The 15,101-nt window shown below is 55.9% G+C and carries 10 protein-coding genes and 1 pseudogene; all 11 read right to left on the bottom strand.

The window, feature by feature from the left end; genetic code table 11:
• Positions 1 to 30 precede the first annotated feature (30 nt).
• Entirely contained in the window at positions 31 to 375 is a 345-nt protein-coding gene (locus tag ACR65J_RS00505; RefSeq protein ID WP_440165107.1) for a hypothetical protein, read from the bottom strand.
• 101 nt (positions 376 to 476) lie between these two features.
• Positions 477 to 884: pseudogene (locus ACR65J_RS00500) on the bottom strand (nucleoside hydrolase); the annotation flags it as partial.
• 19 nt (positions 885 to 903) lie between these two features.
• Entirely contained in the window at positions 904 to 1,638 is a 735-nt protein-coding gene (locus ACR65J_RS00495) for a hypothetical protein (RefSeq protein WP_440165105.1), read from the bottom strand.
• Positions 1,631 to 2,407 (bottom strand): hypothetical protein, encoded by a 777-nt coding sequence (locus ACR65J_RS00490; RefSeq protein ID WP_440165103.1) that lies wholly within the window; start codon positions 2,405 to 2,407, stop codon positions 1,631 to 1,633. The genes ACR65J_RS00495 and ACR65J_RS00490 overlap by 8 nt, the downstream gene beginning before the upstream one ends.
• Positions 2,407 to 3,936 (bottom strand): hypothetical protein, encoded by a 1,530-nt coding sequence (locus tag ACR65J_RS00485; protein ID WP_440165101.1) that lies wholly within the window; start codon positions 3,934 to 3,936, stop codon positions 2,407 to 2,409. The genes ACR65J_RS00490 and ACR65J_RS00485 overlap by 1 nt, the downstream gene beginning before the upstream one ends.
• 480 nt (positions 3,937 to 4,416) lie before the next feature.
• Complete coding sequence (locus ACR65J_RS00480) at positions 4,417 to 6,462, bottom strand: AIPR family protein (RefSeq protein WP_440165099.1); 2,046 nt, start codon at positions 6,460 to 6,462, stop codon at positions 4,417 to 4,419.
• Entirely contained in the window at positions 6,459 to 7,508 is a 1,050-nt protein-coding gene (locus ACR65J_RS00475; protein WP_440165098.1) for a PD-(D/E)XK motif protein, read from the bottom strand. Before ACR65J_RS00475 ends, ACR65J_RS00480 begins: the two co-directional genes overlap by 4 nt.
• Positions 7,465 to 10,287 (bottom strand): Z1 domain-containing protein, encoded by a 2,823-nt coding sequence (locus tag ACR65J_RS00470; protein WP_440165096.1) that lies wholly within the window; start codon positions 10,285 to 10,287, stop codon positions 7,465 to 7,467. The genes ACR65J_RS00475 and ACR65J_RS00470 overlap by 44 nt, the downstream gene beginning before the upstream one ends.
• Positions 10,284 to 11,783, bottom strand: a complete 1,500-nt coding sequence (locus ACR65J_RS00465; protein ID WP_440165094.1) for an ATP-binding protein — start codon at positions 11,781 to 11,783, stop codon at positions 10,284 to 10,286. The genes ACR65J_RS00470 and ACR65J_RS00465 overlap by 4 nt, the downstream gene beginning before the upstream one ends.
• A 20-nt stretch (positions 11,784 to 11,803) precedes the next feature.
• Positions 11,804 to 13,285 carry a DNA cytosine methyltransferase gene (locus ACR65J_RS00460; protein ID WP_440165092.1) on the bottom strand — a complete coding sequence of 494 codons (1,482 nt, stop codon included), beginning with the start codon at positions 13,283 to 13,285 and terminating at the stop codon, positions 11,804 to 11,806.
• Between the two features lie 503 nt (positions 13,286 to 13,788).
• Positions 13,789 to 14,460 carry a protein NO VEIN domain-containing protein gene (locus tag ACR65J_RS00455; RefSeq protein ID WP_440165090.1) on the bottom strand — a complete coding sequence of 224 codons (672 nt, stop codon included), beginning with the start codon at positions 14,458 to 14,460 and terminating at the stop codon, positions 13,789 to 13,791.
• Positions 14,461 to 15,101: the final 641 nt, after the last annotated feature.

Below are 15,101 nucleotides of genomic sequence, written 5' to 3'. Positions count from 1 at the left end.
GCCGCAAGCTCCTTGTTTGCTGCTGCTGGTTCAGTGTGCGGCGCCCGGTGGTGCGGCCTGCCGAACGCCCTTGGCGCGTGCCCTCTTCCGCAGCACGATCCTGGCAGCCACGGCTGCGATGAGGCCGGCGAGGGTTACCAGCTGCACCTCGTCGAAGGACAGGCCATCGATATTCGGCTGGAGCTCCTCCCCCGTCGCCCAGCCAAACCAGACTTCACTGACCAGAATGCCCGCCACGAAGTACCCGGCCGCCGCATAGAGCCACAGCCAGCGTGACATCCCCCTGCCCACGATTAAACGGGCCACCAGGCCGAAGGCCAATGACATGGCCGCGAGCAGTCCCAGTCCGGCGATTCCCAAGTCCCAGCGATCCACCGCCCGCCACCTCCCTGCTTCCCGTGGTCCTGCCGCCAGTCTCGCGAAGCGGAGTCCGGGAGGGTAGAGGCCATGGTCCCGCCATGCCCGCGCCACAAGCCTCAGGCGGCCGAAGCTGCCTCTGCGAGTGCCGCCGTCGTGCCTTCGAAGTGGTCCAGCAGCGTGTCGACCAGGTGCGGGGCGAAGTCTCCCTCCAGCGAGAGGACCACGCGGCACCGCGCCCCCTTCACCTCCGGGTAGCCCGCGTACAGCCCGCGCATTTCGCACACAGTCTGCCCGCGGCCCGACCCGTCGGAGGTGTCGACGGCGGCACGCACCACGGGTGCAAGCGCCGGCGTAACAGCATCGACGGCGAGCGCCGCCGCCAGGGGATCGTGCATCGCCGAGCAGGGTCGGCCATAGATGCCCTCGTAGAACCGGAAGTAGTAGCCCAGCATCTCCCCCAGCGCCCGCGGCACCGGCGCAGCAGAGGCCAGCAGCTCCTGCCGGTGCGGCTCCTCCAGCAAATGTAGATAAGCAGCCAGATTCCTAGCTAGCGCCTGGCTTAAACCGATCGAATTCTGTAGGCAGTAGGGCGAGTATTTCGATCGGATCCATAGCCGAGGTGTCCCATGTCTGGTCGAACTGGTACAAGACTTCTGACAACCGGCGGGGAGAGCCTCCGCCGCTGCCGCCTGACCCCCGCTTCAAACGGTTGGTGACCGGATCAACATATAGGGCGGTGACGGCTGCCATCAGCGATGGGTTACTGATGATGTCTTGCTTGGACGCAATCTGCTCGACAACCTCGCCCGGACTCGTTACAGGCGTTGCAAGAACAGCCCGCACCCGCGAAACATCGTCCCGGTGCGCCTTCAAGATCCGGTACGGGCCCGATAGATAGTGCCGATAATAGGTCTGGTAACTATGGGGAGTAAGCACATAGCGTTCTGTTTGGCGCACAACACGTTCGCCTGTGGAGGGGTCAACGGGAGCAAGGAAGCTTAGCCATTTGATGGACAGCCACGTCCACAATCCTGCATCCAATTCCAGGTCCGGGTAACTGGCAGTCAGCGGATCGAGAAGTGTTTGGAAGTACTCCGCTGCTTCCTGTCGATCCTCGAACGCCGTTACCGCGTAGTCGATGTCTGCCACCATCTGGACGCTGTATGCTTCGCTCAAAAGCAGCTCCTCGATGTCTGGCTCCGCTCCTTGACGCAGCTGGTTCAGGAACTCCCGTACTTCGATAAGTCCAGCTTCGGTAAACCGGCGGATCTCACTCATGAAAGTCGTCCTCACCGGGAACGGCCGCATTCAGCATGTCCAAGGACGCAACCAAGGTTGCAAATGTTGATGCGCATTCGGCCGCCCAAGTTTCTACCATGTCGTTGTAGCTCTGGTCATCTACCTCGAATTCATCCAGGGCGCTAAGGTCCACTCCGATGCTGTCGAAGTAGCTGATCCAATGGCTCAGGGTGGAGTTGGGATCGTCAGAGTCATCTATATTCCTAGCGACCCAAATTGCAACTCGGCGGACAAATTCAGGGAGCACCAATGCCTTGAAGTGGAGCGAGTTAACCACTGAGTCGTGGTCCGTCAGGCGTTTGTTGACATACAGGATCGGGCCGTTGTCTATGTCGAATTTCCACACAAGATTGCCGAGTTCCATGCGCTGCAATTTCAAAAGAGGGGCGGAGTCTTGGTCGTCCTCCGTTGCGCCGCGAAGACGATCAGCAACGGCGAGAATCTTGCCCCGAGTATCTCCCTCGGTTCCAACTATTCGGACCCTTAGTTGGATGTTATCCACTAGATCAAAGGATTCGAGAAGCACGTCTTGTCGAGGCTGGATGAGGTCAACGGTACCGCAACGTATGCGTTCTTTCGTTGTTTGCCGATAAGCCTCGACAGTAACTTCAGCTGCCCCCGGGAGGTCTAGGCCTTCGAGTCCTAGCGATATGACGTCGAGGAGGACTTTGCCTTCATCCTGACGGACTCGCAGCTGAATCCGAGACCTGTCCAGCTCACGCCTGCCAGTAAAATTCAGTGTCGTCATTACTTGGAGAGCCCCCTTGCCCTGATGTTAAGATCCCTATTCATATCGAACCCCAAGACTGTAAGTTTGAATTCCACGGGATCTTCAACGACTGCTGTCAGCAAATTCCCAAGCTGCTTCTCAATTTTCCCACCTACGATTGTGGGAGTGAATGTGGCCAAATCAAAGTCTTCCTTCCTCCATTTGGCCAATGCGTCGCCACGTCTAGTTTCGTAACCCAGCGCGACCTCGACTCGTTTCAGGCCTCCAGCCGCGGCGATCGCAGTCGGGACGATTGAGAACCCTCCCTGTTCTTCGCGTTCCACATGTGTTAGCGGTTGGGTTCTGGGGCCACCAGGCCCCTGCCTGCCACCTGGCTTCCTACCTCCAGATGCCACGGTCTTTTTCTTTTTGCGTCCGGCGTCTGCCAAGGGCACGGCGAAAATATCAGCAAAAACAATACGCTGCTCTTCCGCAGCGAAATCCATCACAAGTTCATATATCTTGTGTGGCGCGGTTTTCACTATGGCCAGCAGATCACCGCCGCGAACGTACCGTGAACGGATCTTGTCATTCGCCGTCCACGTCGTGTGGGCGGGATTCTCCGCGTCACCTAACATCTTTGTGAGAGCGCTTTCTTCAACAATGCAGATGGCCCGCACACCAGCAATTGGAAAACGCGAGGCCTCGGACACAATGATGCCTCCGCGCATGAAGAGCGGCTTCTGCCTCAACGATTCGTTCTGTTGCAAAAGCACCTGTAGGTAGGAATCCGCCAGAGTTTCTCCGTTAGCGCCCTTGATTCGCAGCTCGACAGGAACTGTCACCTGCACGGCATGTCCTGCTTCGAGCTCCTTGTGCATGACCGCGGCAGTTTCGCCATCGATGGTCGCGCCCGACCAGCCTTCACCTGCTCGGGCGGCAACTCTTTTTACCGTAAACCGGCGCCCTTCCGGGATGCTCGCCCTAGCCGCCATAAGCTGAATCTCACTGACAACCTTTTCGCGTTCGTCGCCGTCAAAGAAGGTCTCTGCCAATTGGAGAACATTCGCAGCAGTAAGCAGGATGGAGGCTGTGTCGTCAGGTGCTTCCACCTCAACTTCAAGCCGGTCCGCGAGTATGGCACCGAAATAGGCACGGATGACCGAGGTCACAAAATCCTTGGCTGTGAGCTTCGCGTCAACATAAGGGATGACGATGCTTACGCCAGACTCGTTGCCCCTAGACACGTTCCATCTCCGTGTCGCAGCCTCGACAACGTTTGCATCTGTAATCGGCATTTGCACGCCAGGGCCAGGCTTCGCCCACCAACCATCCGGATCGTAGTCCTTGTCGCCCAAGCTGTGGTTCATCAGCACTGCCTGCCCCACCAGCAGCCCAGGTCCGTCGTCGTCGAAACGCTTGGTGTAGGCAAGGAATGCGTTTACTCCACTTGACTTGGGGAAGACGTACTTGCCGACTCCCCACCTGCCAAGACTGGCTGACTGCTTTTGTGAGATTCCCTCCGCACGGAGAAAGTAATAGTAGTTATTGGATGCTCCTTCAGGCACCCGCGTCGCCGCGGGGTCCCCAGTTAGGCCAATGGTCCCAAAATCTTCGATGACGACAAACCGGCAAGGTCCTTCAGCGAGATCCGAAGCAACTTGGCCGCCATTTTCGCATTCTTGGACGTGAGGCCAGAATCCTTGAAAGTAGGGGGCGGCCTCATCTTTGCTGAGCGCTCCGGTGGCTCCCGACACGTAAATCCGTACCCGGACCTTTTCCACGCCAGGGACGCTCGCATCAAGCGAATTCTGAATGCTCTCCCGTACTAGTGCGTCGGCTGGCCGAAACGACTCTTGGTTGAGCAGTTCAGATTGCAGCGGGTCCCGTGACTTGGCTTCGGGGTGATGCTCGACGAATCTCCACTGAGGAAAGGTACCTGCGCTATACATCCTTGATTTCTTTTCCCATACGCGACGTGAAGCCCGCGAGCGGTGAATCACTATTTAGTTTTCGACTTAGAACTACAGCGGTTCCGCACTGTTGCATCATCCACCCGCGGTTTCAAGGTCGAAGCCGAGGCGGGTTGCCTCGATCAAGATTTTTTGTCCTTGCACGGCTTGTTTGACTGAGGGTTTTCGATCCGAGTCCAAGACTCGACCGATGCTGAATGCGATGCTTCGCTGCCACGAGGCTAGATTGTCAGTTTGCTTGGCCCAAGTAGAAAGGCTCTTCCATGCCTCGCCCCTTACCGCGCATACAACCTTCATCGCTTCATTCTCTTCCACCGATTTGGGACCAACATCATCAGGAGTTTCCGCCGTCGCTTTGGATCCTGTTTGTCTAATGGGGAGTGTGACGAGTGTTGCGGGGGCTGTCCAGTCGATGCTTTGGACCGCCTCCCAGCATTCCTTTTTCTTCGCCCACTCTGTGACGTTACGCGTTCCTGCGGTGCCCAGGATTCGCTCGTAAACCAAAGGAGCTAAGTCGAGAACAGCCTGCAACAGGTCCTCTGGAAGGTCCTGCCGTTGCCAGAGCTTGGCCAGGTCGATCCTTTGGGCCGTCTTATTGGAAAGGAGAGCCAAGGTGTAGGCAACTGTGGCAGCACGATACCCGCCCAACTGAAGCTTGGTCACGGCCGCCTCAGTCCTCCTCCAAAGGATTGCCTTACCGACTACTCGACGGAAATACTCCTCGTCCGGTATCAGGTTGGCGTTGGTTTCCCTTCGGCGCTGCAGGAACTCATTGAAGTTCTTTTCGGCTCCCAGACTCACCAAGTACGGCAACTGTGACCAGGTGTTCTCATACTTGGCGATATCTGTTTTAAGCAGCTTCTGGCTTACCGGATGTTCACTCTTGAACTTCCTCTGTGCTGCAGGTGTTCGCTCCCGGGCGACCGCGTCGGCATATTGTCCCCGGGCCCGCTCAAAGAACCAGCGCGTCATGATGTTTGTGCCCTCAGCGCTCGGCGCCCACGTAACCCGTGAGTGCTTCTCCAGCTCAACGTGGAAAACGTCATTGGCTGTGAAGTCAGCCATTCTCACCGGGTTTTGGGAGTTGGAGTATTCCGAGATTTTTGGAGCCAAGTCTTCACGAACCGCGTGGTCCACCACAGTAAGTTTCACTTGGACCTCGATTTTGTCTAGGTCAGTATTACCCCCGGCCAAGGCGTGGTACAACGACGCAGTTGTCTGTCCACCATTGACGATCTGAATGTCATGAAGTCGCGTGATGACTCGTTGACCGCTGACTGTCTTCATGTCAACGCTGGAGGCGGTCATGGACAAACCGTTGTTGTAGGCCAGAAATCGACTGGGCTCTTGGCTGATCGTCGCCTGAATTCCTTTATTGATCTTTCCTCTGGTCTGAAGGAAAGATCGCACATTAAGTTCCAAGAGCCTCGGTCCGTACTCGCTGTAGATATCAGCCAATACCCGGCCTGGAACTATGGCCAAGTAGGACTGGTATTCGCGGGATCCGTTGGGACCGAGGAATGGAAGTCCTTCCATGCCGAAATCCGGAAGGTTCACCGACACGGGCTCTTGGGTGTTGCCTGAAGTTGCCAACTTTTGGATTCGCTCGACGTCCCAAATTTCGACGATCGTCTCTTTGTCGCGTACTGGGTCTACCGAGGGCAGGGTCGTTCTCAGCCGGGAGTTACTCAAGATGATTAGTCGGAGCCGTCGGACTTTCGGCCATACTGTCTTGATTTCTGTAACAACATCATGGAGCACGGTCGACTCGTCGACCTTGGAGGCGAGATCCATACTTGCGCGGGTGGTGAATTCGACGAGCCGCTTGATCAGCGGAGTGAGCTCGGCCTTAGTCAGTGACGTGACCTCCGGGAGGGCGGAAAAGTGGGTTCCAAACACACTAAGAAGCCCCCGCTCTTCTTCCCAGTCATATCCCGAGGTGTGCATCTTCGGGAGGCCATACATCGCCACTACGGGATCTGTGGCTTCTCCCGCCTCGTTCAGCAAATCCGTCACGTATTGCGTGAAGCCGTGCGCGAGAGTCTCGGCATTGCCCTCTTCCTCTGCCGCCAATCTCACCGACTGAAGAAGATCTTCATGGAACGCAGCAAGTTGATTCATACTTCGTGAGTCCTCTTTATCGTTTCCACTGCCTCTTCCGCAGTTAGAGCCCACTCCTGACACGCTTCGGTATTCACTTTGTATGAAACATGGCTAACCCCAGTAGGGAGATGTTGCTCTGTAAGTCTCGGAAAGGATCCAGTTACTCGATACCAAGATGAACCCCTGACTGTCAGCCGATGCTGATATTTAGCCGTGTGGGCATCCGAGTATCCGGATCGAATTAGCTTGGCTTCGAACACTGCCGAAGCCGACTCCCAGTCGGCGAACTGATCACGCACTAATTGGACCTTCTGCGGTAGCGTCAAACCCTCCCCCGCCTCACGGATGTCCATCTTGTAGACCGCTAAGAGAAGCTCCCCAACCAAGCGTTCATCGAGCTGGCGCTCATTGGCGATTGTGACATTGGCTGGGCCGGTTGACGAGACGGACTTGACTTCGATGCCAATGCGGTCGTCAGCGAAATCCTGTAATGCCTTTTCGGGCCCGAACCAGGCATTCGCGGCAGCTTCTTCCCCAATGGCCGGGCGTATGGCATCTACTAGAACGGTGAGTTCCGCAAAGAGTCCAGACTGTTGATTGAGGCTAAGGCCGTCCCGACTGACAGCAAAAAAGTCTTTCCATAAGTCGAGGCGTCGGCAGACGGCCGCCAGCAAATGGTGTCCCTCGATTTTGCCAACTGTCCTCAGCACGTCCTCGATCAGCGTCTCGAAGACTGACGCGGCTCCGCCGCGCGATTCTGCTATCCGCAGTTCAACCCACCCGGAACGGGTGATTGAAACTGCTGTATCCAGCCCAAGGACATCCGGAAGTCTCGCAGCAACATCGTTCAGAACCCCGGCGGCACTGACACTGAGCCCCTTCCTGCCCTGTTTGCCCCCTTCCCAAAACAGAAACACATCATGGTCTGGAGCAGAGGGCAGGCGTCTTGTTAGAAGCCCTGGATACTCCGCTTCGGCCTCAAGGGACGACCACAGGAAGTCAAGCTTGAAGTCTTCGTGATCACTTTGCCGCGGCACTGGACACCTCGTCGTCAAAGAGCTCATCCCAAAACACTGAATTCACTTGATAATCCACAGAAAGCCCATTGTTACTGGCTGGAAATGATACAGCAAAACCTACAAACGGGGTGGAATCCTGCTCATAGCCAAAAGATTCTGGATCGATGGGATAAACCATAAGAAAACCGTGACTCTTGTCTCTTACCTGCCGTTCAGCAGCCGCAGTCGGTCTTTCCGGCTTCTTAGTTCCAGGTTTTGCTGCCCCAGACATGTATCGATCCACGGCCCACTGCAGCGCTTCTTCCCAAGCGGGAGAATCAGCATCCAGCGGGAGAAGAACGTCCCCCGGGCTTACCAGACGCTTGATTGACCGTTTTCCGTCTGCCTGTTCCTGCGGGAACGGAGTACGTGAGAAGAGGCCGATTTCACCTTCCCCCAGTGGAACTGCCTTTGACGCGTCCTTATCGCCTAGCATGACTGTCCAATTGGTAAGCTCGGAAGTCCTCGGTTCGAGGCACTTCTCGATGTATTCGATCAAGGGTTGCGGCAACCCTCGGCCTGAATCACGGTGACCGGAATAGCTTCGGAGAAAATTAAGAACGCGATCAGCCGAAACATCACGCTCAACATGCCTTCCTCGTGCACTCATGGAAGGCCCGAAAACATCCTTGGCAAGCTCTTGGAGGGCAGTCCAGTTCTGGACTCGAACGCTTTCCTGTGTATCAAAAAGCAGCGTCTCACACTGAGTAGCCGCAAAACTTACTTTCATTTTCTGAGAATGACGCGCCTTATTAGCCGCGGTGACCATAAGGCCGTCCGGATGCTGCTGGATCCTCAATCCGTACTGTCGTGGCGTCCGATTTAATTGACCCATTACTTCGAATTCACGGTACAGTTTGGCCGCCGCATCAGTGATTCGCGAATACCAAGTAAGCAATTGAGGGGTCGTGTATATACGGCACAGGTCAAGATAACCAGGGCGATAACCAAACCATCGTCCCATCTGCATTAGGGTGTCATACATTCTGGATGCTCTGAGGTAATAAGAGACCATTAGACCCTCAAGAGTCAGACCGCGTGAAAGCTTGTCGCCCCCGATAGCGATTACTTTAAGTCCGTTCGGACGCTGAGAATACATCAAGGCATCCTTAACCGATCCGTTCACAACTTGGACTTCTATTTCCAAAAGCGTTCGAAGGAGCTCACCCTCAATTTCATGCCATGGTGGCAGCTGCCTGCACTCGCCGGCAAGATCCTCGTTGGCGAGTAGAGCGTCAGTCACGTCGATAAAATCTGTGTGATACAAATTCTTGAGCACTTTGACAGCCGATTCAGCATCTTCCGGCGCCTCGTATTCAACGGCGTTGCGCAGGTCCACAACGAATTCCTGCACTTGTCTCGCAACTTCCACTTGAACGTCTTTGAATCTGGTTACGTGCACCAACATCGATGAGTGCTTGGTCCGAAGATCACGCATTCGTTTTACTGTGCACGCTAGTACGAACGTTCGGATGGCATCCTTGAGCGACTCGGGCAGTTCCTCGTCTGGGGTTTCATCTGATTTGTGTCCGTCCCTTAGCCAAGGTTCGTGATCACGAATCGGACGAAGGGTGGGCAGCGGTTCAACCGTCTCCAGGCCTGCCTCACTGTCACCGTCCAAGCCGAAGAAGCGGATTGGACCCGAATAATTTGATGGCTCGGGTAAGCGCACGATGAAGTGCTCCGGAAACAGGTCTAGCCCTATATCAGTCCGAGTGGCGTTGGGATCGATATAAATATTGGCGAATGGAGTTGCCGTGTAGGCTACGTATGCACTCTTTTCAAACGTGTCAAGAATTTGCCGGATCAACCCGTTGATAGTTGACGGATCGGTCTCATCTTCGCTTTCACCGGGCTTTGTGGCGGTATCAATTGACGCGTAGTCGGCTTCATCGTCCAAAACCAGCAGGGGCACACCGGGCACAATCTTTTTTCCAGTCTCTGGGTCAATGATGTGCTGGAGACCAGTGGCCCATGTGTAAACATTTCGCAGGATGGAAGCGTTCTTCTTAACGACTAGAACAGTCGGATCTCCGCCGATTGCTTGGTGTGCCTGCTTGGCAACTGTCAGCTTAAAGTCTCCGCTGGATTCGACGGTAGTGGAACAATTGATGAGAAGATTGGGGCCGGCTTTTAGTCCAACTCCAGTCTTGGAGCTGAGGCCGGATCCACTAAAAGTTTCAGCCGTGTTGAAACCAAGTACCCCCTCGTTGATGCGCTGTTGCGTTTGGCTCCGGAGGCTGTCGTGTGCACCTGCCATGACGATGACTAGCTTGTACCCCGCGTCAAGTGCCTTATTGAGTAAACCCACGTAGTTCGAGGTCTTGCCGGACTGTACCTGCCCAGCAACCAGTCCTCGCCTTTCCCACCGGCCAGGTCGAAGCGGATTCTCGAGAGATGCCAAGATACGATCGGTGACATCTCCAACAGATTTATCAAACGCTTCGGTCGGACGGCCCTCGTCCTCAATCATGTATCGCCGATAACGGTCCCAGAACTTCCACTCAATCGAATGGCGCCGCTCGTCAAGCCATGGCACGTGGTCAATAGGGTTGGTCAGTTGCCCGCCTCCAGACACATAAACGTTGAACTGCGTCTCGATATCACGCGCGATCTCTTCTGCCACAGCGTCTGTGAGGTCGCCTGGCATGTGCTTGGCCGGGCCATCGCTGAAAAGAGCCACCGCGTCACGAACTACTTCCGGTGTGATTAAAGTCTTCTGCGCACGCAGGAATTCAAGATGGGAGGTTGCCATTTTGGTGACATAAGATCTTCCGGTTATCACAAGTTCACGCTTTCCTTAAACGCGGCGACAATGCCTGGGTGGAGTGAGAAGGGTTCCGTTTTTGCCAGTACTTCGAGGACTTGTTGACTGGACGCACCGCTCGTGAGCATGCGATCAAAGGAGAATTGGAGAAGATCCCGCAGGCCGCTTGTATCTTCCTCAAAAGGTTGCTGCGAGGACTCCAAAGAGCTCGCCAAGTGCACGGCAATCTGAGTTAGCGGGACGGTCTCTTCCACAAATCGTAAGAGCTGCTCGATTTGCACCGCATTGGCTGAACCACCCTCTAGAATCTGGCGGATTACTGGGTTGTCGCGGTTAACGCGATAGGAGATGTTATTTTCCCTATCTTTATGCTGAAGCCAAGCAAAAACAAACTTTTGCGACGATTTGGCGGCGTCCATTTTTCCACGGAAGCGGTAGACTTCTTGGGCCTTCGCTTTGGTAGCCCGTCCTATCCTCTCCAGATCCCGCACGATTGCTGCGGGTGGTCGCACCTGCGATTTTCTAACATCAACCTGCCACATGTGGTCGAGGGCAGCCGGTATGTCCAGTGCAATCCGAGCAAGTTTGGAATGTTCTTCCTTCATACCGCCCACGCCCAACCAACTACCTGCTACTAGGAGCCGGTCTTCCCGGTACACGTAGAAGCCTTGGTGCGCATTCCAGCCGTGTATCCCCGCAGCGCGCCTATGGTCTTCGACTTCAAGCTTGCTTTTGTGTGGAAGAACGTAAGGTGTCACACCTATTGCGTGTCCCTGCAGGGGCAAAGTCTCAATTCCCGGCGAATAGGTGGACGAGTTTTCAGTGAGAAACGGGTCCCAAGGTTCGACTTCAGATCCGTTAACGTGCATTCGTACTCGGCGGGGTGACTGCAGGAAGCGGTGAAATGTCATTGACAAGTGATTGGACACGGCATCGGCGACTCTTAGAAACTGTGCCTTTGTCATGCGTGACCCAGTGGCAGGATCGCCTACGAGACGGTCGCATTTTGTCCATATGACCGCAGTTCCTGTTTTGGCAAAATCAATGTCGCTAACTGCTTGGCCTGGCAGCGAATTTCTGAGACGCCATTCGCCTGTATCTTGGACTTCATCCAAGTCCCAGCGGCGAACTACAAGCGCCTTTCCTGCTTTATCTTTCGAAACTACGGAGAACTCACGTGCCTGCGCAATGGATGCTGTTTTGAGTCCTAATCCGAAGCGGCCTAAGTCTCCTTTTTTGCGCTCGAGAACCGGGCTTTGGCTCCCCAAACGCATGGCGGCAATCAACGCCGACTCACTCATGCCGATCCCGTCATCCTTTATCACGACATAGGCGTCCCCCTCATTCCACACGAAGGCGATGTGAACGTTCTTGGCCTTGGCAGCGATGCTGTTGTCAACCAAATCCGCGATGGACGTCTCCGGCGTATAGCCGAAGGCGCGAAGCGCTTCGAAAACTGGACTCGCACTTGGCTGTACTATGTCCCACTCAGTGGCGCGCATCTTTGCGGTCACTCCCCCAATCAACAAGAATCCTACTTAGTTACCAGATCAGAGACTATTTTGGCTATTTGATGCGCGAGAAAGGGCGGGACCGCATTCCCTACCTGCGTGTATTGCTGGGTTCGGTTTCCGAGAAAAACGTAGTTGTCCGGAAATGACTGCAGCCTGGCCGCTTCCCGTATGGACAGGCTCCTCATCTGGCAAGGGTCCGGATGGATGTAGTAGTGCCCGTCTTTTGCTATATGGGAGACAACCGTCGACGAGGGTTTGTCCCAGACCTGCACCTTGAACCTGTCCGCGAACGACTTTCTCTCGCTTCTGGCGCTCAAATGATTAGGGGTGAGGCCCTCAGAAAAGTCGGAAAGGACTGGTGAGCGTCCGTGCTTCAGAGCATAGGCGGCAGCGAAAAAATATCGCCGCAGGTCAGATGCCATGTGGCCGCGAGACACATGGCTGGCGAAACCGCCCAGCCTAGTGTCTTCGATCCAGCGGCGGTATTCAGCCGCTGCATCCTCCGCTCTGATGGTTCTGGGAGCAGCGTGGAGGAATGCATCGCCCAGCGGCCCTGGCTCGGGGAGGTAGGAAAGCGGTGAAATGCCTTCTTCAGCTAGGGCATCATTGGCGTCAGCGCGAAGAGCAGCCCAGTTCGCGGTCGAATCGATTCCCTTCGAGATCCGGGAGCGAATTGAAGGCATGTCATGAATGGCGTCGCGCACAGTAACTTGGGTCTTTGAGCGTTCGAGAGTTTTGGGCGTGAGTCCCAAGTCCTTCCTGATTCCGAGAAGGATGACCCGATGCCGCTGCTGTGGTACGCCATAATCCTCTGCCCGAATAATGAAATCACGGGGCTGCAGGGCTTCGGGAGAAACAGACTTGGTCAGAGAGTAGATTTCGTATTCCGCCTCGCCACCCACGTTGCGCAGGTCATCGAGAATGCGCTTAAACATAGGCTGACCGCCGTGCGTGGACGACAGAAGTCCCTTGACGTTTTCCATGACGAAGACCGAAGGCAGAAACGTCGAAATAATATGGAGGTATTCACGGTAGAGGAAGTGCTTCTTGTCCTCTTCGAACGCCTCGTCGTTAGCTCGACGGGACCGCCCCACAAGCGAGTATGCCTGGCAAGGAGGCCCCCCTACGAGAACCCAATTGGGTTGTCCCCTGAGTGCTTTTTTGATGAGAGCGTCAGATTCTTGGCGGGTCTCTTCGCCAAGTTCAAGGCGGTGCACCCGGCCAGCAGCTCTCGCCAACGCCGGCCCGATGGTTGAGTCCTTTGACAGCACTTGGTAACCGATCTCACCACGCGCGAAGCGATAGTAAGCGTCTGGGACCTGCCCACGCTGTTCCAAATCCCGAAAAGCGTGGCGTAGCGTGAGCGTCGAATGGGCCGAGGATTCCATTTCAATGGCGGCAACAGATTCGAACACGTTGGTGCCGTTGCGTTTCAGCGCTCCAAAACCCTCCCCGAGGCCGCCCGGCCCGGCAAAAATGTCTACGATGGGTATCGGTCCCAACAGAATGGTCCTCCAGAGTTCTGACGACGGGTCGTTACGGACCGTCCATGACGCAGCTAGCGCTATACCAGCCAGATAAATTTACTACGAGCCACCGACAGAACTGCGCCATGCGGTTCGAATCGCCGGCGCGCCAGTGGGAGTCGCAAGCAGGCACACGCTAGGGTCAATCGCATGGTGAAGATCCAGGCAGTGACCCGCAGCTCGAGCAGCATCCAGCCGCACAAGACTGAGTCGATATGTACGTTTCAAACAGTCTCTGGTATGGATGGCGAAGTCCTCCTGCACATCGCCACTTATGGGTCGGCGGAGCGCGCGATGCCGGGGAAAGCCAGCCAACAGATCCAGTTTACGGAATCAGGGGCTAGGGATCTGTTGGAGGCGATATTTACTGCTTTTCCTGCCCTGAGGAGAGCAACCCACTAGTCTCGATGCCTAGGGCATCGGGTGTCTTGCACAACCCGACACGTCCGTCGCCAACCGAGCGCCATACAGGGACGGGATTAGTCCAAGACGTACTCATAGCTCAACGGCTTGAGGTTCTCGGGCGATGGTCGCCAATCAGGGTGGACGCTCATGACGCCGTCCTCCGTGCTGATCGAGCCATCGAGCCGACGCTCCCACCTAATGTCGGCCACGACTACTAAGTCCGTTCGATCGAACTCATTGGCGTGGGTTACCTCATTGCGGGTGAGAATGACCTTCTGGACGTGGCCCTGAGAGCCCTTCACTTCTACGTGCCGAATTTCATCACCGCGGATGACTCGCAAGTCGTAGGACTCGCGAGCTCCGACGTCCTCGACACTGAAGCCTGAGGCCGCGTAGTATGCTATCGCTTGACGAACCGCCCGTATCTCGATGGCCTTCTTCAGAATCGGATCCGCACAGAAGCCTGCGTAAGCCTGCTTGACTCCGTTACGTCCCCCAGCTTGTGAACTCACGAGCAGCTGCTCGAGGCCGCCCCAACCGCTTTCGGGACGCAACCCGGCGATGATGTCGACGACCGCCTTCGGCACCTTCGCAAGGTACGCCTCCCTGGGTCGGAAACCTCCCCTGCCGTCCTGAAAGGGGAAATAGACGGGCGATCCGTAGTCAGTGACGAGTTGATTCTTTATGGCGGATATCTCGCTCGCGCTATTCTCCAACTCCCGCAACAAGAGCGGGGCGGCGGGCACAAAATCGCCCAATGGAACCCGCACGCCGGGTCCCGTGGTGCTGCGCCACTGGTTCTCGGGGGCTGGCTCAGGTCGTCCGATGACCAACGAGTGACCGTAGATTCCCGACTTTCCAGCCCCCGCATGACTGACCCCGAGCCAGTGAAAAACGACATCGCCCTCCCGGACGTCCCACATGTGGCTGTATCGGCCCTCATCGGGAGAAATGAGCTCAGTCCCCCAATTCGGTCGACTCACTAGTTCCATCCAGTACCGCTGCGTCGCATCAGCGTCCCACCATCGGCTCTTTTTGGTCTCCGCACTGACCGCCATTGCTCCCCCAACTGTTTGTGAATCTGATTTAGTAATTGTTGAATCTACACGGCACCGAGCAGCTCTGAAGGTCTACGCTTCCACGTCGCCACGAACTCGTCCCGACCGCAGGTCGCAGCCAAGTAGAGCCGCTACCGTTCCCCGAGCAACGCGCCTCACGCTCCCTTTCCGCAAGCTCCTGAATGGCGTGCCTCTTTGGAAGGCTGGAGTCGCTGACGCCGAAAAGAATGAATTTGGCGAACTCCCTGCCTTTAACCCGGTGCATCGTCATGACCACCGGCTCCTTGCCGTCGGCAGCGGCAAGGATGGGAGCGGCGCATGACGCACCT

This window comes from Arthrobacter sp. SAFR-044 (genome assembly GCF_059414985.1).
Note: the sequence above shows the minus strand (reverse complement) of the source record. Positions and strands in the feature narration are given on the sequence as shown.

Excerpts from the sequence above, each read along its gene's own strand:
- ACR65J_RS00490 (WP_440165103.1), bottom strand. The coding sequence starts at position 2,407 with ATGACGACACTGAATTTTACTGGCAGGCGTGAGCTGGACAGGTCTCGG.
- ACR65J_RS00480 (WP_440165099.1), bottom strand. The coding sequence starts at position 6,462 with ATGAATCAACTTGCTGCGTTCCATGAAGATCTTCTTCAGTCGGTGAGA.
- ACR65J_RS00495 (WP_440165105.1), bottom strand. The coding sequence starts at position 1,638 with ATGAGTGAGATCCGCCGGTTTACCGAAGCTGGACTTATCGAAGTACGG.
- ACR65J_RS00475 (WP_440165098.1), bottom strand. The coding sequence starts at position 7,508 with ATGAGCTCTTTGACGACGAGGTGTCCAGTGCCGCGGCAAAGTGATCAC.